This is a genomic window from Spirosoma luteum DSM 19990 (assembly GCF_000374065.1).
GTDB lineage: Bacteria > Bacteroidota > Bacteroidia > Cytophagales > Spirosomataceae > Spirosoma > Spirosoma luteum.
On record NZ_KB893268.1, the window covers coordinates 129,233 to 148,748 of the forward strand.

Below are 19,516 nucleotides of genomic sequence, written 5' to 3' on the forward strand. Positions count from 1 at the left end.
AGTGATAATGGCGAATGTTTACCCATGAATGCCCTGTTTTGTGCGTCTATTAGTTGTCTGTTTTATCAAATAAGGACTGATGTTCACTTGGCCTGCTACTGGTTTTTAGCATCACTTTTCCAGAAAACGCCTTCAGGTAGTCGCCTTTCTGGTTCAGTCCCGTCTGCTAGGTGTGTCCGGCTCCCGCAAACGGGGGCAGGGTTGGCAAAGGGTGCCAAAGGATGTGTAGCCAGCCTATAAACAGGATAATCTTTATTCAGCAACTGGTTTTCTCTGCCGGAAAAAGCGCCCTACCCGTTTCCGTTTTCTGGTATTTATCCCGTAGCGTGGGGTGTTCCGTTACTTACTTTATCCGTTTCTTTACGGCATGAAAGTAAATCAGCCCGTTCGGCTCACGATGGTGGGAGGAGGAAGCTGGGCTACGGCCCTCGTTAAAATTCTCTCCGAAAACAATGTCAGCGTTAAATGGTGGCTTCGCAAAGCCTCCGATGCGGAGCATATCAAAAAATTCGGGCATAATCCAAGCTACCTGAGCGATGTACAAATCAACACCCGCAAAGTGAAGGTCTGCACCAAAATCGTTGACTCCTTCAAAGACAGCGAGTATGTGATTCTGGCCGTACCAGCCGCCTTCATTGGCGATGCGCTGACGGGCCTGAAACCAGGACATTTCACCGGTAAATCAGTGGTTTCGGCCATTAAAGGCATGATTCCGGGGGCTAATCAACTGGTAACGGACTGGGTGAGCGAGCAGTATGGAGTGCCGGTGGAACAGATGGCCGTTATTGCGGGGCCGTGTCACGCCGAAGAAGTGGCCCTCGAAAAACAATCCTACCTGACCATCGCGTCGAAAGACCCGGTCTGTGCCAGCAACGTAGCGGATTTACTGCGGTGCAGGTTTGTGCAGACCACCCCCGTGGATGACATCTATGGCATCGAGTACAGTGCCGTCATGAAAAATATCATCGCACTGGCGAGTGGTATCACGCGGGGACTGGGGTACGGCGACAATTTTCAGGCGGTACTGGTATCTAACGCCATGCAGGAAATAAAACGGTTTGTGGATGCCATCTACCCCAAACACCGCGACCTGAGCGGCTCGGCGTACCTCGGCGACCTGCTCGTAACGGCCTATTCGCCGTTTAGCCGCAACCGTACGTTTGGGACCCTCATTGGCCGGGGGTACACCATCCAGTCGGCACAGGCCGAAATGAACATGATTGCCGAAGGGTATTACGCCGTCAAAAGTATCTACGAGATTAACCGTCAGTACGGGGTCGATATGCCTATAACGGATACCGTTTATTCGATTCTCTACGGAAAAGCGGCTCCCACGGCCGCCATGAATGAACTGAAGAAGGTGCTGCTATAAAATGTACGCTGGCGACAGGGTGGAAAATAGCCCCGACTTCCCTACCGGTTGCTAGGTTCGGACTGTTTGTTGGTGCGGCAACGGTCGCTGCAGTACTTTACATCGTCCCAAACGGCCTCCCACTTCTTACGCCAGGTAAACGGCCGGTGGCAAACGACGCAGATTTTTTGGGGCAGGTTTTGCTTCTTTACGTGCTTCATCGAAAACAGTCGAATCGGTTGGTATCAGAGAGAAACCGGCCATTTGTCCGGTTTGGCGTAGGTCAACCGGCTCAGAAGCTGAGCACTGTAGTAGGCATCCAGACCTGAGCAGGCCAGTACATCGGCCCGTTCGAGGTCTACAAAGCCGTCATCGCCTACCACGCTGTCATCCACCTCAATATGCTGGATGCTACCAATAATCAACAGCGTACCATTGAGGGGAATCGGGATTTTATCGGCAAAGGTCATGGCAATTTTTACGACCGCTTCCTGCACGAAGGGTGCACGGGAGGCAGCTGAAAACTGCTCGGTAAACCCCACTGCTGCAAATTCAGAAACACCGGTATCGTAACGGGCCGACGTCTGGTGGGCCTTTTCCAGGTCGGACGTTTTTACGTAGTTCAGCGTGAATTCGTTCGTTGCCAGGATGTTATTGAGCGTATCCCGCTGCACCGTGTCGGGGCGACAAATGAAGCCGTACAACGCGGGGTTGCTGCCAATATGAATCAGGGAATTGAACAGAGCTAGGTTGGTTTGACCCTCCAGCGATCTGGTGCCAATCAGTACCGCCTGCTTGAACCCCGCCAGCGAATTGATGAGCGTAACCCGGTACCGCTGCTCCAGGTCGTTCAACGCTATTTGCGTAAATGTCTTAGTCATTCGTGTGGTCTGTTCGTTACGGGGATTTACCCTATCGCTTGCTGATTTTGTTCAGCGAGATGGGTTGTTGACGGGTGCATTTGAACCGGTCAATATCAGCGTTCCTCTTCTGGGCGTGCTTCTGACTGACGCCACTATTCACCCGTTTCCGCCATAAGTTAAAGCTGCTCCGTTTCAGCTCGCTCCGCATCACCTTGATAACGTCCGCTTCGCTCAGGTCGAATTGTGCTTTGATGGCTTCAAACGGAGTGCGGTCCTCCCAGGCCATTTCTATGATTCTATCGGTATCTCTATCCATTATATTGGTTGTTTCAGCGCCAGACTACGGGGTAAATGATACTTGATGCGCTGGATAAGCCCGTTCACATGTACTAACAGAACGCCCTGTGGTGAGCGAAAGTTTTGTACTTTTTCACCGTATCAGGTCAGATTAATAGCCATTTCTTTATTCGAGAAATTAGTGCCTGAAGACACGTTAAAAAGGGGGACTATCTTGCTCGTATGAAATCGTTTTAGCCATTCCTGATAGGAAAGCATGTTTTATGATGGGCATATTCGGCCGTTGATGAAGCGGAATAATTGACAGAAAATAAGTACATTGCCCGAAAAATGAACCCTGGCAATGAAGCTATGGCTCATTCCTCTAACCCTGACAAACTCATGGCAAAATCAGCCTTTATCCTGTTACCTGCTCTATTAGTCAGCCTGATTTCTTTGGTTCAGGCCCAGTCAGTTGAGCTAAAACCCGTATGGGAAACCGATACGACGCTCCGTACACCCGAAAGTGTTTTATTCGAACCGGGACAGAAAGTCCTCTTCGTAGCCTGTATCAATGGCAGTCCAACCCTGGAAAACAAAAGCAGTTACATTGCCAAAGTAGGCCTGGATGGTAAGGTAATTCAGTTGAAATTCACCGACAACCTCAATTCGACCAAAGGGATGGGCATATTGGGGGATAAGCTGTACGTGACCGAAATGACACAGGTTGCCGAAATTGCTCTGGCCACGGGAAAGATTCTAAACCGGTATCCAATACAAGGCGCTAAATTCCTCAATGATATCGCCATTGATACCAAAAAAGGGGTGGTATACGTCACCGACTCAAATGACAGTAAAGTATGGGCCATAACGAATGGGCAAGCCAGCCTTGTTTTAGCCGGTGAACCACTCAAAGGTACCAATGGACTCCTGTTCGAAAACAATCAACTACTGGTTGGCAATGGTGACGGCTCCCTGTTGAGTCTGGATCCCGCAACAAAACAACTCCGCACGGTGGCCAAGGTTTCGGGCGGTATTGATGGGATTGTGGCTTTAGGAAACAAGACCTACATGGTTACCGAGTGGTCCGGAAAAGTTTGGCACGTTCGCGCCGATGGCTCGACTGAGCTAAAAATGGATACGTCCCCGCAGAAAATAAGCTCGGCTGACATTGGCTATAATCCAACGTCAAAAATGCTGTTCGTTCCTACCTTTTTCCATAATACAGTCAAAGCGTACTCGCTCAAGTAAGCCGACCTTACAAAGTAAACCGGCCATACAACTTGGTAACTCGAAAGAGGTTAACAAGTTGTATGGTCGATTTATTCTTCCGGTTTCAACCGCCTATCCATGCGGTCGTTGTAGGTAGAAACACCAATTGGATAGGCGAAGGACCAGCTACATGACCATCAGGGAATACTGGATATTATTTTTTATCGATGCGGTACAACCTGCCCTGGTCAGTAATGGCATATAAGGCCCCGTCCTTACCCTGCGTTACATCCCGAAAACGCTGATACTGATCTGCTAACAGCCTTTCTTCACCAACTACTTTATCATTCCTGATGATAAGCCTTAGAAGGTGCATCCCACTCAGGGAGCCAATAAAGAGGTTGTTCTTCCATTCCGGGATACGATCGCTGCTATAGAACGTCATCCCACTTGGCGAAACGACCGGGTCCCAATAATAAACCGGTTGTTCAAGGCCTTCTTTTTGCTGAATGGCGTCGCCCACTTTTTTGCCACTGTATTCGATACCATACGTAATGGTTGGCCAGCCGTAATTCTTACCGGGTTGAATATGGTTTAGTTCATCCCCTCCCCGTGGTCCGAATTCAGCTTCCCACAAATCGCCCGTTACCGGGTCGAGCGCCAGGCTTTGTACGTTCCGATGCCCATATGAATACAATTCAGGTCGAGCACCGGCCTGACCGGCAAATGGATTGCCCGGAGCAGGTTTTCCTTCCTTCGTAATTCGAATGACTTTGCCCAGGCCCGAATTGAGCGACTGGGCTTGTGGCCGGGTGACCAGATCCGACCGCTCCCCGGTGCTGATCAATAGATTGCCGTCCGGAGCAATGAGTATACGTCCGCCGTAATGCAAATTACCTTTGTAAGCGGGGGTGGCCCGATAAATGACCGTTGCGCCCTCCATCTTTTTTTCGTCGGCAGATAATTTACCTTTGGCAACCGCCGTCACATTGCCTTCGGGGCTTGGTTCAGAAAACACCCAGTATACCATCCGGTTCGTCTCAAAAGCGGGATCAACCCGAATGCCCAATAGACCGCCCTGACCAGACGGATTGACTTTGGGAAGCCCCGTAATAGCGTCCCCTACCTGACCGGCTGGTGTAACGATGCGCACCGCCCCTTCCCGTTCGGTAATGAGCAGTCGGCCATCGGGTAAGCTCGTGATCCCCCACGGAAATTTAAGCGCTTCAGTTAGTACTCTACCTTCGTAGTTTGTGGCTGACTTCACACCCGCGACTCTGGTTTGGCCGGCAAAAGCAGGTTTGTAGTTAGAATTAGGCTCTTTGGTTTCTACAGGACTCGTCTGCGTCGAAGCCGTTGCGTTGTCAGAGGTAGATTGGCTACAGGCTGGCAACGTCAGCGAGGCAGCCGCCATAAATAGCAGAATTTGGGTCTTCATGATTAATTCAAATAGTTAATGAACGTAAATTTAGGTTTTCCCTGAATACACTTACCAGACAAAAGAGCTTCGTGTACAAAAAACCTACTTGGCTCAATCGCACCCATGTCGGCTATGGCCTGGGAGGCAGTCTCGAGACGGTAGTGAAAGGGGATCCCAACCGCAAATTAGTAGAAGGATTTACAGCCAGGGCGGATCGGCAAGCAACGGCCAATATCTTGTTACCAAGGGAGAAGAGGCAGTGGTAGCATAAACTGAAGTAATTTCCTGATCTGATGAGTTGGCATTTTTTACGGGCTACCCGTAGCTCTCTGACGGCAGACGTTTCTCGTGTAGCCGATCATCTTATGAAGGACTGATAAAACAAGTGTTGGCTGCTTTATGAGAAGAATTACCCCTGCTTAACACAAACAAGTATCCAAAAGGGAACTCCCTTTTGGATACTTGTTTGTCGAGTAAACACCCCGCTTACTAACGCCACGTCCAATCGGCCGAATCTGTCACGTTCCAGGTAAGGGACAATGATTAGCGACCTACGAGGCTTTCGTTGACTTTGAGTACGACCAGACAATCGGGCACGGGACCTAACACGGTCTCTAATGCCACTGTTCACCCGCTTCCGCCACAAATTGAAGCTGCTTCGTTTCAACTCGCTCCGCATTACGTTGATAATGTCCGCTTCGCTCAGGTCGGATTGTACTTTGATGGTTTCAAACGGAGTTCGGTATTCACTGGCTATTTTTATGAGTCTATTGGTTGGTATCTCTATCCATTTAATGACAGATTAATAGCTATTTCTCGATCCGAGAAATTAGTGCCTGGAGACACGTTAAAAAGGGGCGGATTTACTATCTTGCTCATATGGAAATCCTTTTAGACATCCCCGATAGGAAAGTGAGCTTCATGATGGAGTTGCTACGAAGCCTGTCGTTTGTGAAAACTAAGCCGCTACCAGTGGGTATATCCCATGAAAAAGTCCTGTTTTTTTTATAAGCCTCAGGGAATCAAGAATCTTAATGGCGTGATGGGTGGCAAAACATAGGTTCGTGACGCTTACGGATTACTCAATGAGCTATGACCTCAAACGGTTGGTCAAAAATATCCGTCTCCGAAAAACAACTTACGGAAATTGTTTGACTTCCTGCGGAAAGACCCTACTCAGGGCACCATCAATGTACCTTTCTGGAATCCCGACAGTAGAAAAATAGCCTTTGTCAGTTATTTAGTCAACTAACGTTTGATTCCTTACATTACAACAATCATGAAAAAAGACAATCGGGCCTCAAGACGGCGCTTTTTGCAGCAGATTGGCGCAACCAGTCTGGTAGCCGCTTCCTCGCCTTTATCCTCGCTGGCTGCTCAGGCAAAAGCCGAAGAACGCATCCTGCACTACGAAAAGCCCACCGGGCCAAATGATAAAGTTCGACTGGGTGTGATTGGCTACGGGGTCCAGGGGCATTTTGATTTGGGCTCCGCCCTGAAAGTTCCCGGGGTTGAACTGGCTGGTATCTGCGATCTGTACACGGGCCGTATTGAAAACGCCAAAGAACAGTTCGGTAACGAACTCTACACCACCCGGAACTACAAAGAACTGCTGGACCGTCCGGATATTGACGCCGTCATTATTGCCACCCATGACGTCTGGCACGCCCGCATAGCTCAGGACGCCCTGGCCAAAGGTAAGCACGTGTACTGCGAAAAGCCGATGGTTTATAAAATCAGTGAAGGGTACCCAGTCATAGCAGCTGCCAAAAAGGCGGGGAAGGTTTTTCAGGTCGGTAGTCAGCGGGTAAGTAGCATCGGCTATGCCAAAGCCAAGGAACTGCTGGCGGCCGGCGAAATTGGCAAACTCAACATGGTCAATGCCGTCTACGACCGGCAAAGCTCCATTGGCGCCTGGGAGTACACCATTCCGAACGATGCGAATGCGATGACCACCGACTGGGATCGGTTTATCGAAGTGACGGCCAAAATGCCCTTCGATGCCAAGAAATTCTTTTGGTGGCGGGCCTTCAAGGAAGTCGGGACGGGCGTAGCGGGCGACTTATTTATTCACCTGTTGAGCGGCACCCATTTTATCACGGGCTCTAAAGGTCCCAACAGCATCTACAGCACCGGGCAGTTCAGCTACTGGAAAGATGGGCGGAACCTGCCGGATGTCATGTCGGGGGTCATGCAGTACCCGGATAGCGCCGAGCACGCTGCGTTCCAGCTGACCTTACAGGTGAATTTTATTAGTGGAACGGGCGGACAGGAAGTGATCCGGCTGGTGGGTTCGGAAGGGGTCATTGATGTGATGGGCAATAACCTGAGTGTCAAACACAGCCTTATGCCCCAGGCCCCTGGGTTTGGTGGTTATGATTCGCTGTTCACCTTCTCCAAGAGTATGCAACAGCAAATGCAACAGGAATACGATGCCAAATGGACGGCTGAGCAGCGCAAGCGGCCCGTTAAGATGGATATCACCTTCAGAGCGCCGGAGGGCTATAGTGATCATGTAGATCATTTCACCAACTTCTTTGATGCCATCCGGCTGAATAAACCGGTGGTGGAAGATGCTCAGTTTGGCTTTCGGGCAGCGGCCCCCGCCCTGTCCTGTAACGAAAGTTACTTCAGCAAACAGATCGTCCATTGGGACCCAGCTACCATGAAATTGACCTAAGTCTTCGTACTTCTCCGAATTTTGTTATTGATCCGAATCTGAAAACCAGTGCTTATCAGATTCGGATCAATTCGATAGTTAAACGAGAAGTTTGGCATACAGGTCTGTTTGCTTAGGTTGCATCGATGGTGTGTCGGTAGCCTTAACCTACTGATTATGGTTTCTAATCATAAAGACCTTACTCAACCCGCCCAAATGTAAAGGCAATTGGTCATCCGCTTCGCATTCAAATATCACTTGCTATCGTTAAGGAAGACTTGGTCCGTATTCCTGCCATCCAGAAGGAATTGCGTAGTATTGACCCCTTTGTCCTGTACAGTAATTTACGGTATAGGCTGAAGAGGCAGCTGGTTAAAAAGGTTCGTAAAGGATGGGGAATCTATTATAGCCCATCCGACAGGGTCATTACAATCGGATTAGCTGGATTTATCCAGTCCGTTTGCAGAGCACGATTGGCTCTCCTAAGATGAAACGGGCCTTACAGGTCACCAAGCCAGATTGCCTACTTCGCTGGATGTCCATGTTTCACCTGACAAAAGTCTTACAAGCTAAGGGCATTCCTGCCCGCTTTTAAGAGGTAGGGGCAGAGTTTCGAGATTTTCGATTAGGTGGAGGTAAAGAGCCGGGTTATTTTCACGACCTCTTATGATGAATATGCCCTCCAGGCCTTTAAAGTCAACAGTATCGACCCGTAGCCATTGGCCAGGTTTATGTTCGATCCCTTGTTCCCTTTGATACTAACCCGCACTTACAGTTTGTTGTAGTAGGAAAACACGGAGAGCAGCCCGGCCCGGGATTTGAGGTCGGGTTTCTCGGCTTTCAGAAAAGCCTCCATCTGCTCTTTTTTGTCGGCCATCAGTTCCAGCACCGCTTTTTTGCCGGGCGAAAACTTAACCGCCTTCTTATCGCGGGCAACGTACCAGCTTTTTTGCAGAACGAGTTCATCGTCTTTCGTGCCGGTATTCATGGCGACATTGAAATTCGCCCGTTTGATGTGGATGGAGGGGTGTTCGAGCAGGGTAAGTTTTCCGGGCGCAATCAGTTCAACGAAACCCGTCAATTCGTCGGCCTCACCCCGGTATTCGCGGGCGTTGATAAATAAACTGGTGGTGCCCCTCGTGTTGTTCATCAAAACGTACCGCACCCGGTTGGCCTGAGCCGACCGAATGTCTTTGGCACCCGCCCGGATCTCAACATCGTTCGCTACCAGATCGAGTCGCACCGGTACCCCGGCCAGCGAGTCGGCATTGGCCGATATGCCTAATTTGCCATAAAACTTTACGATACCTGCCTGCCAGGTGGTATCGAGGTACGGATTCCCGATAAGTCGGCCGGATTCGCCTTTGATACCCCAAAGCGTACTATTGCCATTGTTGGGAATGGTCAGATTCGTGAAGTTGATACGGTCGCGGGTGCTTTGCGCCATCATATCGGTATTGTCCTGTGAGAAGGCAAGGGAGGAAATCGCTAAAAAGCCGAGACAAACGAACAAAAAACGCATGGTAATGGAGTTGACCGGGTCCTGATGAAAAGCCGTATTCACAACAAAAATAAGCTATTTATTCTTTGCGTTGATACGAAATCTTATTTGGGTAAATTGGCGGACAGCCTATTAATTTACGTACTTTTGGCCGTTATTCCAATCATCAACTCATGTAACTCATGTTAAAACGTTTCCTGTCAGGGGTGTTTGTCTTTGGCCTGGTCGGCTCGTCGATAGCCCAGACAACCTTCCCCCGAAATGGTGTTTACGATGAACGACCGGGGCTTTACGCCTTCACCAATGCCACCATCGTTGTTGACCCTAAAACTACGTTACAGAATGCAACGCTGCTCATCCGGAACGGACGGGTGGAGGCCGTTAGTACCAGCCTGAGTGTACCTGCCGGTGCCGTCGTGACTGACCTGACGGGTAAAACCATCTACCCGGCGCTGCTCGACATCGACTCGGACTATGGCATGCCCGAAGTAGCCCGCAGCGGTGGTCGGGGCGGTCGGGGTGGTGTGCCCCAGTACGAATCCAATAAAAAAGGAGCCTACTACTGGAATCAGGCCATCCAGCCCGAAAATGAAGCCAGCGTTCTCTTTAAAGCCGATGCTAAAAAAGCGGATGAACTCCGTAAACTGGGCTTTGGAGCGGTGCTGACCCACCCGCACGACGGCATAGCACGGGGAACCGGCGCGCTCGTATCCCTGGCCGACGACCTGGAAAACACGCTGGTACTCAGACCAACGGCCACGGCTCATTACTCATTCAGCAAGGGAACGTCCGGGCAGCAATATCCCAATTCCATGATGGGGTCGGTGGCGCTGCTTCGTCAGGCGTTATACGATGCCGACTGGTACAAAAAATCAGGTAGTAAAGAGCAGGCGAACATGTCGCTGGATGCGATTAGTCGAACCAGTTCATTACCCGCTATTTTTGATGCCAATGACAAAATGGGCATTCTTCGGGCCGATAAAATTGGTGACGAATTTGGGGTTCAGTACATTGTCCGGAGTACGGGCGACGAATACCAGCGCCTGGATGAGGTGAAAGCAACGGGTGCTCCATTGATTGTACCGCTGAATTTTCCGGCTCCCTATACCGTAGAGGATGCCTGGGATGCGGATAATGTATCGCTGGCCGAGATGAAACACTGGGAAATGGCCCCCCTGAACGCCGGGCGGGTAGCAAACGCCGATATCCTCTTTGCCCTGACCACGGCCGACCTGAAAAGCAAAGCTGATTTCTGGCCCAATCTCCGCAAAGCCATCGAGAACGGACTGTCAGAGCAAAAAGCCCTGGAAGCCCTGACCACCGTACCGGCCAAACTCATCAAGGCAGATGATCTGCTGGGAACGCTGCAAAAAGGACGGCTGGCTAACTTTATCATCACGTCCGGGAATCTGTTCAGCCCCGACAATGTGATCTACGAAAACTGGATGCAGGGTAAACAGTACATTGTGGCCAACAAAAGTGCCGCCGACCTGCGCGGTACCTGGAACCTGACGGTTGCCGGACTGGACGGTCGTGACCGGTCTAATCTTAAACTGAACATTACGGGAAAAACACCAGCAAAACCGGAGTTTCAACTCATGGTCGATACCGTGAAAACGACCCCCAAAGTAACGGTGTCCGATGACTTCATAGCCATGCAGGTTCAACTGGACCGCCGACGGGGAACCTCGCGGCTGACGGGTTACCGCACCGGCAATACGATAAAGGGCGAGGGCGAAACGCCTGAAGGTAAAGTGGTTAACTGGTCCATGACCCGTACGGGCGATGCACCAGCCTCCACGTCGGCCGTATCCACATCGGCAACCAGTACGGCGGGTGCGGTAGCCGGGGCCACCAGCACCACGGCGGTTGGTACGCTCCTGTACCCATTCGTGGGCATGGGTAACGCGCAGAAGCCCAAACCGGAAACGATGCTTATCCGGAATGCTACCGTCTGGACCAACGAAAAAGAGGGTGTACTGGAAAATGCCGATGTGCTGGTCTCGGGTGGTAAGATTGCCAAAGTAGGAAAAAATCTACCCGCGCCTGCCGATGGGAAAGTAGTGGACGGAACGGGTAAATACCTCACCAGCGGCATTATCGACGAGCATTCGCACATTGCCCTGTTGTCCATCAACGAGGGCGGGCAGTCCAGCTCGGCGGAAGTACGGATGGCGGATGTGATCAACCCGGACGACATCAACATTTACCGCCAACTGGCCGGGGGCGTTACGGCTTCTCAACTCCTGCATGGCTCGGCCAACGCCATTGGCGGGCAGTCGGCCCTGGTGAAACTAAAGTGGGGTGAATCGGCGGAGGGGATGCTCATTAAAGGAGCCGACGGCTTTATCAAGTTTGCCCTGGGTGAAAACGTCAAGCAGGCCAACTACCCCAATCCGGGTGTGCTGACGCGCTTCCCGCAGTCGCGGATGGGCGTGGAGCAGGTGTATATGGATCACTTCACGCGGGCCAAAGAGTACGCCAAAGGATGGGCGGACTACAATCAGTTGTCTACCAAGCAGAAAGCTACGGCACTGGCCCCGCGCCGGGATATTGAACTGGATGCCCTGGCCGAAATTCTGGCGAAAAAACGGTTTATCACCTGCCACTCCTACGTGCAGTCGGAGATAAATATGCTGCTGAAAGTGGCAGATTCGCTGGGTTTCAAAGTGAACACGTTTACCCACATTCTGGAAGGGTATAAACTGGCCGACAAGATGGCGAAACATGGCGTGGGTGCCTCTTCCTTTGCCGACTGGTGGGCCTACAAAATGGAAGTACACGATGCTATTCCGTATAATGCCGCCATCATGCACAACCAGGGCGTTACGGTTTCCATCAACTCCGACGATGCCGAAATGGCCCGTCGTCTGAATCAGGAGGCCGCTAAAACGGTCGAATACGGCGGGATGACGGAAGATGCCGCTTGGAAAATGGTAACGCTCAATCCCGCCAAACTCCTGCACCTGGACGACCACATGGGTAGTATCCGTGTCGGGAAAGATGCCGATCTGGTGCTCTGGAACGCGAATCCGCTGGCTATTTATGCCCGCCCTGAAATCACAATGATTGATGGTGCCGTTTACTTTAGCCTGAAAGACGAAGCGGCCAAACGGGAAGCCCTGCAAGCCGAACGCGCCCGGCTGGTTCAGAAGATGCTGGCCGCCAAAGCCAGCGGTTCCCCGGCAGTACGGCCCGCAGTCCGCCGGGGAAGGATGTGGCACTGTGAGGATGTGGAGGGAATGTACACGGAAGAGGAGAAATAGGCACTCAGTTTATGGTTTATGGTTGGCTGACGCATGTATTACTCGTGCGTCAGCCAACCGTGCGACGGACCGCCGTAAACCCCAAACCATAAACCTCAAACCATAACACACATGAAAGAACTACTAACACTTATAATTACCCTGACCGCGCTCACGAGCTACGGGCAGAACCCTGCTCCGGCGAAGCCACAGACGAAAACCATTGCCCTAATGGGCGGTACGGTGCACGTGGGCAATGGGCAGGTTATCCCAAATGGCGTGGTCCTGTTTACCAATGGCGTCATTACCAACGTGGTCGATGGTACCCTTGTCCGGCTGAATTTGACCGATGTGGATGTAATTGACGTGTCGGGAAAGCACGTGTATCCCGGCATCATTTCGCCCGCTTCTACGGTGGGTTTGCAGGAAACCGGTGCCGTTCGGTCTACCGTCGATAAACAGGAAATTGGGGTGTTAAACCCCAACGTTCGGGCACTGATTGCCTATAACACCGACTCCGAAATAATCCCCACCATACGTAATAATGGCGTGCTCGTTACCCAGGCTATGCCGCAGGGTGGTACCGTGTCGGGGAGTTCGAGTGTGATGATGGCCGATGGCTGGAACTGGGAAGATGCCGCGCTGAAAAAAGATGATGGTATCTGGCTCAACTGGCCAACCTATTTCTCCCGCGAATTCAATTTCGAGGACTTTTCGACCGTCATCAAAAAAAGCGATAAACGCGACCCCGCCATTGCTGCTCTGCGGGCTACGTTTGCCGATGCCAAAGCTTACGCGGCTATGACCAATCCAACGCCCACAAATCTCAAACTGGAGTCGATGCGGGGGTTGTTTTCCGGAAAACAGAACCTGTACATCCGGGCCGATTACGCCAAAGACCTGATTGAAGCGGTCACGTTTGCCAAAGATATGGGCGTGAAGAAGTTTGTGCTGGTCGGGGGCGAAGAAGCCAACCGGGCCATCCCGTTTTTGAAAGAATTCAATGTACCCGTCATTTTGAGTGCATTGCACCGGCTCCCCAACCGTGAAGACGAAGATGTAGACATGCCGTACCGGATGCCGGGTATTCTGCACAATGCGGGTATTCTGGTTAGCCTGAGTTACGCCGATGAGTGGTGGCGGACCCGCAACCTGCCTTTTCAGGCGGGTACGGCCGCCGGTTTTGGCGTGGCCGACCGCGAAGAAGCCCTGAAAATGGTTACGTCGAATACCGCCAAAATTCTGGGCATCGATAACCTGGTAGGTACCCTCGAAAAGGGGAAGCAGGCAACCCTGTTCGTGTCGGCGGGGGATGCGCTCGACATGCGGACCAACAAAGTAGAACACGTCTTTATCCAGGGCCGCAAAGTAAACCTCGACGACCGCCACAAACGGCTCTACAATACGTACAAGGAGAAGTACGGGAAGTAGGTTTATGGTTTACGGTGTTCGGTATTTGGTTTACGGTGAGCTGACGCATAGGATAAGACCATTGATGCGTCAGCTCACCGTAAACCAAATACCGAATATTGTAAACCTACTTCTGATACGCCCGTAACGGTTGCTGATTGATGCCGAATAATAAGGTGTTATTGACCGGTAGCACCGCCCGCACATCGCCGGTTAGGTCAAAACCGGCTTTTTGTTGGGGTACTGCCGAAAAGTTACCCCGTCCATCGCCCCGTAAGAGCAGCCCGTAGTTAGCATCGGCCCGGCCAAAACGCAGCCGCGCCTGCACCGCGTTGCCACAAAATAACAGGTCTTTCTTGCCATCATTGTCGTAATCCAGGGCTGTCAGCGTGAAAATGGGGGATGTCTGAACTGCCAGCGGCAAGGGTTTCTCCACCAGTTTTCCCGTTGGCGTACTGACGAACAGTGTCGTTTGAAAGTGATTGGCCGTTAGCTTTTTGGCATCCTGTAATTCCTCCTTCGTGAACACATCCGCGAGGGTAGCGTTGGAATAACTGTCGTAGGTCGTGAAGCGGTGGCGCAGCATCCCAACCTGTTCCAGGATTTCGTCGCGGGTGGCGTGGGGGTAACTTTTTCCCTGCACGTACAGGCACAGGATTGGGTCTACTTTCCCGTTATTGTCGAAATCCTTGAAATACAACTCGGCGGGTTCCGTTTCGCTGGCCCGGCACTGCGTATTCAGCCCCTGATTCCCGATGACCAAATCGGGCTTCCCGTCGCCGTTGAGGTCATCGACCAGCAATTTGTTCCACCAGCCGCTATACTGTTTTTCCAGATACGTTTCCGTCTGGTCGGTCAATTTTCCGTTGACCAAACCCAGTATCGTTACGGGCATCCATTCCCCCACAATCACTAACTCGGGTTTGCGGTCGGCGTTGAGGTCTACCCAGGCGGCATCGGTAACCATGCCGAGCGTAGAAAGCTGAGGGGCGAGTTGGGCAGTCCGGTCTATGAATTTACCCTTTCCATCGTTGATGAGTAAAAAGCTTTTGGGCGTTTCGGGGTAACGCCCCGGAATGACGCGTCCTCCCACAAATAAATCGGGTTTGCCATCGCCGTTTATGTCGGCCACCCGGGCGCAACTGGTGCTGGTTTGCAGATTGGGAACCGCAGTTGGACTCTTCGTGAAAGTTCCTTTGCCATCGTTCAGGTAAACCCGATCCTGTAAAACCGGGTCGGCTGGTTCGCTATTTCCGTAGCCGCCACTGCACACGTAAAGGTCAGGAAAGCCGTCGGCGTTGGCATCGAAGAAAACCGCATCGGCATTGTTGCTGAGTTTGTCCGTTTCAAACGCAGGTTGCGCTTTCTGGATAAATTGCCCCGACGATTGCTGGACGAAAAGGGCGGCTGCCTGACCACCGCTGCTCCCTACAAATACATCGTCAAGGCCATCGCCGTTTACATCAGCTCTGGTCATGCATGGTCCATTGAAGGATTGCGCATTGACCAGCAGCGTCTGCCGTTTAAAATCGCTGGATTTATTGACGGGGTCAGTAAATGGAATGGGTGTTTTTATTTCCTGGTAAAGGGCAGGAGCGGGGCGTAGTGCCCGATAGGTTGCGTTGGCTTCCTTTTCCCGAAGCACCAGCAGCTGATCTGATTTTACGCCCGTTAGCAGTTGTTGCTTTCCCGTTGGCCAGACCACCCGCAATGAGTCGATAAGGGGGTCGGTACCCAGACCGAAATGCAGCCGAAACGACATGCCGGACTGATAACCCCGCGTAGGCATCTGCTCCAGATACTGCTGCTGGCTTTTCCGATACACGGTCACGCTGGCTCCTACGCCCTGCGTGTTGGGCGCGTTGCCCGCCAGTTGGAGGGTTAGGTAGTGGTGTTGACGTTCTTTATTGGTTTCGTTCTGGAAAATAAAGGCGGGCTGATTGGTATTGTTGACGATGAGGTCCAAATCACCGTCGTTATCGAGGTCGGCGTAAGCGGCCCCGGTGCTGTTGGCAGTCTGGGTCAATCCCCATGCCTTACCGGCGTTGGCAAAGGTCACCTCACCCGACGGAGTACCACCTCGATTGCGAAACATATAATTCGCTACGTTTGAGGAGGGTATTTTATGGACCAGGTCCAGGACATCTTCGCGCCGGAAATTGGCGGGGCGATTCTGCATGTAGTCGGTCATGAATTTCAGAAAATCCTGATTGGTATAATCCCGGACGTACCCGTTGGTGACATACAGGTCTTTCCAGCCATCGTTGTCATAATCGGCCAGTAGGGGTGACCAGCTCCAGTCGGTGCCGGAGACACCAGCCAGCTGACCAACTTCACTGAAGAGCGGGGCTTTTGCCGATGATTTTTTACCGGTCTGTACGCCTTCGTTCAGTTGCAGCATATTCCGCATGTGCTGGTAATGAAAACCGGAGGACACGGCCAGGTCGAACTTATCGTAGTTGTCGGGGGCCATCAATAACTTCTGCCGCCGGTTGTCTTCGGGCAGCATATCGAGGGTCATGATGTCAGGTAGGGCATCGTTATTGACATCAGCCACATCGTTGCCCATCGAAAACTGGGAGGTGTGCCGAACGCTGGTTTTTAGTTGGTTCGTGAACGTGCCGTCCTGGTTGTTAATGTAGAGGTAGTCGGGGATGGTATAGTCATTGGAAACATACAGGTCGGGCCAGCCATCGGCGTTCAGATCAGACACCCCGATACCCAGGCCGTAACTCAAGACTGAACTGCTCAGTCCCGAACGCTCCGTAACGTCCTCGAAACGCTTGCCTGTATTACGGTATAGCCGAACCCCAATTTCGGGATTACTCTGTTTCAGCAGGGCCGCCGTTGGAACGGGGTCCAGCACGGGCAGCAGCCGGGGGTTGTGGTTGAGCAGAAACAAATCCAAGTCGCCGTCGCGGTCGTAGTCGAAAAAGGTGCCCTGCGTGGTCTGTCCGGGATTGGCCAGGCCCCACTGTTCGGTTTGTTCCGAGAAATGAGGAACGCCCTGTGCGTCTGGTCCATCATTGATAAATAATTGGGGAATCCGCTTTTGGGGGGGCAAAGCACCCGAATAGCAGAGGAGTAAATCCAGTCGGCCGTCGCCATTCACATCGGCCATCGACACCCCTGTTTTCCAAGGCCCTTCCCGTCCGGCCACGCCAGCCGTGGCAGTTACGTCGGCAAATGTTAGCTTGCCCGGTGTTGACCGGTTCAGGTACAGTTGATTGGGTACCATGTTGCCGCTGAAATAAATATCCTCCAGCCCGTCGCCGTTAAGGTCGCCAACGGCTACGCCCCCGCCATTGTAGAAATACTCGTACATCAGCACGTTGGTGTTGAGGCCCTCGGTCAGGTTATTGGCGAAGGTAACCCCGGTTTGTTCGGGGGTGAGGAGGGTGAACAGGGGAGGGGCACTACTGGTCTCTTCCGTATCCTGTTGCTGTTTGTCGGAAGAGCCGCAACCAGTCAGGTAGAGCAGGATAAGAAGGAAGGGGATACGCGTTTTCACAGAGTTGGGTTTAATTCGGGGTTTTCTACCGCAACGTTGCCGACGCCCTCGGCCGTTATGTCCTTACGGGACAGGCATCTGGCTGCGTGCTGTAGGGACACAACAGCGCAGCGTCGGTAGGTGGGTAATTAAACGGATGTTAAAAATACAAACAAAAATGCCAGCACCCACAGGTACCGGCATTTTTGAGCAGTTCGTGCGTTATGAAAGACTAGTAACCGGGGTTCTGCACTAACTTACTGTTCCGGTTAATCTCGTCGCGACTGATGGGCAGGAAGTAAATCTTATCCGCCCATTTCCGGTTTTCCTTACCCGTTCCCAGATCCTGTACCTTATACGAATACGTGTAGTTTTCTTTACTGTATTTGTAGGTCGTTACCGACTTGCCTGGTTTAAGTTTTCCGGTGATGATAACAATCTGGGCCTGCCTGCCAAGTGTGGCTGGCGCAGTCATCCACCGGCGAACGTCGTAGAAGCGCTGATCCTCCATGAACATCTCCACGTTGCGCTCATTCTGATAGCGGGCTATCAGGGCGGCACCCGTTTCGGTCATGGCAGGCATCCCCACCCGGAACCGGACGGCGTTGATCCATTTTTTCGCTTCGGCTTCCTGTCCCAGCATCAGGCACGTTTCAGCATAGTTCAGCACTACTTCCGTAAACCGAATCTGAATCGATGGAATCTCCTGACGGATGTTCTGATCCACAATAGACACATCGGTATTAAAGAACTTACGGATGGCGTAGCCCGTCCAGGTACCGTTCCAGTTCTCAATGGTGCTGTTACGCGTATCCAGCCCAGAAAATTTGGTAGGGTTGGCTGAGGTACCCACTTCGTACTCACCCATCTGAATCTGCCCGAATGGGTCAATACCAGCGCCATCGGGGGTACGGGGTTTCCACTGAGCACCATCATACAGAATAGACGCGTAGAAACGGGGATCGCGGTTTTCGTAGGGAGTAGCTGCGTGAGTCGGGTTAGCCCAGTCGAATTTGGTGCCATCCATCATCTCATAGTTATCCACCATCTGCTGCGTTGGCTCGGTGGAGGTCCAGCCATGATACCCGTTAGGCTGGTTGTTGCGCGGGAACCAGGAACCCCAGTCATCTGCCGATGCCCGGATGTAATATTTTAGGAAAATACCGTCGGCCTCACCCCCGTTTTGTGATAAGGACAGGTTCACGTAGTTCTGCTGTCCTTCGGCTGCCGTAACGGGAGCCGCCAGATTCAGTTTATACCCGTACTGGTTCAGGTCCATCACAGCTTTTGCAGCATCCTGGGCTTTCTTCCAGCGGGCAGTCCGATCACCACTGACGTAGCCCAGCAGTTCTGGATTAGCGAACCCGGCAATTACGCTCGACTTGGCTTTGGCCGTTGGAATGTCGTGCAGATCGCTGGCAGCATACAGAAGCACCCGTGCTTTCAGGGCCATGGAGGCTCCCATCGTTGCCCGACCGGCGGCCATGTTACGGCCCTTCAACAGCGCCGAAGCTGAATCCAGATCGCTTACAATGGCGTTAACGCACTCCTCGTAAGTATTACGGGCAACGGTAAACTCCGGCTCATCCAGCGTGTAGGGCGTTTTGATGATGGGAATAGCTCCATAATAACGCAGCAACTGGTTGTAGAAGTAGCCCCGCATAAAGTACATCTCACCGCGCATCCGTCCGGCCAGGTCACCACTGTTATCAAACGTGGGCTTGGCTAGTTTTGCCAGGGCAATGTTTGCGGCCCGAATTCGGGCGTAAACGGTTCCCCATTCCATGGTACTTTTAACCGTTCCGGTATTGGAAGGACTAACGTTCGCTTCGTTTACGTCCTGTTTGCCGAAGCTGTAGAGGGCGTTATCAGTCTGGCAGTCAAAACTCATCTGATCCAGCAGACCATCCCGAATGCCATTGTACACATCCGTTACGAAGGCTTCGGAGAGGGCACGGTCGGCCCAAACGGCATCACCCGACACTTTATCGAGGGGTTTGGTATCCAGAAAATCGCTGTTACAGGCGATCATCGTTGTGCCCAACAGCAGGCCGAACGATAGACACTTTGCTATATAATTCATACTAGT

The 19,516-nt window shown here is 52.0% G+C and carries 13 protein-coding genes and 1 pseudogene; 6 read left to right on the plus strand and 8 right to left on the minus strand.

Features of this window, described 5'->3' with window-relative positions:
- The first annotated feature begins 367 nt into the window (after positions 1-367).
- Positions 368-1,372, plus strand: a complete 1,005-nt coding sequence (locus tag B156_RS0118640) for an NAD(P)H-dependent glycerol-3-phosphate dehydrogenase (protein WP_018621293.1) — start codon at positions 368-370, stop codon at positions 1,370-1,372.
- Between the two features lie 41 nt (positions 1,373-1,413).
- On the opposite strand, the gene B156_RS30920 is transcribed toward B156_RS0118640, so the two are convergent.
- Genes B156_RS30920 through B156_RS0118655 form a run of 3 tightly spaced genes read right to left on the minus strand, consistent with a single transcriptional unit; the run spans position 1,414 to position 2,530 of the window.
- The gene (locus tag B156_RS30920) at positions 1,414-1,572 is read right to left on the minus strand and encodes a DUF2256 domain-containing protein (protein ID WP_018621294.1); all 159 of its coding nucleotides are present in this window, start codon (positions 1,570-1,572) and stop codon (positions 1,414-1,416) included.
- Between the two features lie 24 nt (positions 1,573-1,596).
- Entirely contained in the window at positions 1,597-2,232 is a 636-nt protein-coding gene (locus B156_RS0118650) for a flavin reductase family protein (RefSeq protein ID WP_018621295.1), read from the minus strand.
- A gap of 31 nt (positions 2,233-2,263) precedes the next feature.
- Entirely contained in the window at positions 2,264-2,530 is a 267-nt protein-coding gene (locus tag B156_RS0118655) for a TIGR03643 family protein (protein WP_018621296.1), read from the minus strand.
- 362 nt (positions 2,531-2,892) lie between these two features.
- Here B156_RS0118655 and B156_RS0118660 point away from each other — a divergent pair, with 362 nt between their 5' ends.
- Positions 2,893-3,741 (plus strand): SMP-30/gluconolactonase/LRE family protein, encoded by an 849-nt coding sequence (locus B156_RS0118660; RefSeq protein ID WP_026260907.1) that lies wholly within the window; start codon positions 2,893-2,895, stop codon positions 3,739-3,741.
- A 175-nt stretch (positions 3,742-3,916) separates the two neighbouring features.
- Here B156_RS0118660 and B156_RS0118665 read toward each other — a convergent pair whose 3' ends face one another.
- Together B156_RS0118665 and B156_RS30925 are read right to left on the minus strand one after the other, a co-directional pair.
- Positions 3,917-5,140 (minus strand): PQQ-dependent sugar dehydrogenase, encoded by a 1,224-nt coding sequence (locus B156_RS0118665; protein ID WP_018621298.1) that lies wholly within the window; start codon positions 5,138-5,140, stop codon positions 3,917-3,919.
- 391 nt (positions 5,141-5,531) lie between these two features.
- Positions 5,532-5,918, minus strand: a complete 387-nt coding sequence (locus tag B156_RS30925; protein WP_342664433.1) for a DUF2805 domain-containing protein — start codon at positions 5,916-5,918, stop codon at positions 5,532-5,534.
- A 483-nt stretch (positions 5,919-6,401) separates the two neighbouring features.
- On the opposite strand from B156_RS30925, the gene B156_RS0118670 reads away from it, so the two are divergent.
- A complete protein-coding gene (locus tag B156_RS0118670) occupies positions 6,402-7,802 on the plus strand; it encodes a Gfo/Idh/MocA family protein (RefSeq protein ID WP_018621299.1) in 1,401 nt (466 codons plus the stop codon).
- Between the two features lie 581 nt (positions 7,803-8,383).
- Positions 8,384-8,491: pseudogene (locus B156_RS32255) on the plus strand (DNA-binding response regulator); the annotation flags it as partial.
- 59 nt (positions 8,492-8,550) lie between these two features.
- Here the strand turns inward: B156_RS32255 and B156_RS0118675 are convergent.
- Positions 8,551-9,345 (minus strand): hypothetical protein, encoded by a 795-nt coding sequence (locus B156_RS0118675; RefSeq protein ID WP_018621300.1) that lies wholly within the window; start codon positions 9,343-9,345, stop codon positions 8,551-8,553.
- Positions 9,346-9,464: 119 nt separating this feature from the next.
- Here B156_RS0118675 and B156_RS0118680 point away from each other — a divergent pair, with 119 nt between their 5' ends.
- Together B156_RS0118680 and B156_RS0118685 are read left to right on the plus strand one after the other, a co-directional pair.
- Positions 9,465-12,548 carry an amidohydrolase family protein gene (locus B156_RS0118680; RefSeq protein WP_018621301.1) on the plus strand — a complete coding sequence of 1,028 codons (3,084 nt, stop codon included), beginning with the start codon at positions 9,465-9,467 and terminating at the stop codon, positions 12,546-12,548.
- A 111-nt stretch (positions 12,549-12,659) separates the two neighbouring features.
- The gene (locus B156_RS0118685; RefSeq protein WP_018621302.1) at positions 12,660-13,958 is read left to right on the plus strand and encodes an amidohydrolase family protein; all 1,299 of its coding nucleotides are present in this window, start codon (positions 12,660-12,662) and stop codon (positions 13,956-13,958) included.
- Positions 13,959-14,064: 106 nt separating this feature from the next.
- Here B156_RS0118685 and B156_RS0118690 read toward each other — a convergent pair whose 3' ends face one another.
- Both B156_RS0118690 and B156_RS0118695 read right to left on the minus strand, forming a co-directional pair.
- Entirely contained in the window at positions 14,065-17,448 is a 3,384-nt protein-coding gene (locus B156_RS0118690; RefSeq protein WP_018621303.1) for a VCBS repeat-containing protein, read from the minus strand.
- A gap of 211 nt (positions 17,449-17,659) precedes the next feature.
- On the minus strand, positions 17,660-19,510 hold the full coding sequence (locus B156_RS0118695) for a RagB/SusD family nutrient uptake outer membrane protein (RefSeq protein ID WP_018621304.1): 1,851 nt from the start codon (positions 19,508-19,510) through the stop codon (positions 17,660-17,662).
- Positions 19,511-19,516 lie beyond the last annotated feature (6 nt).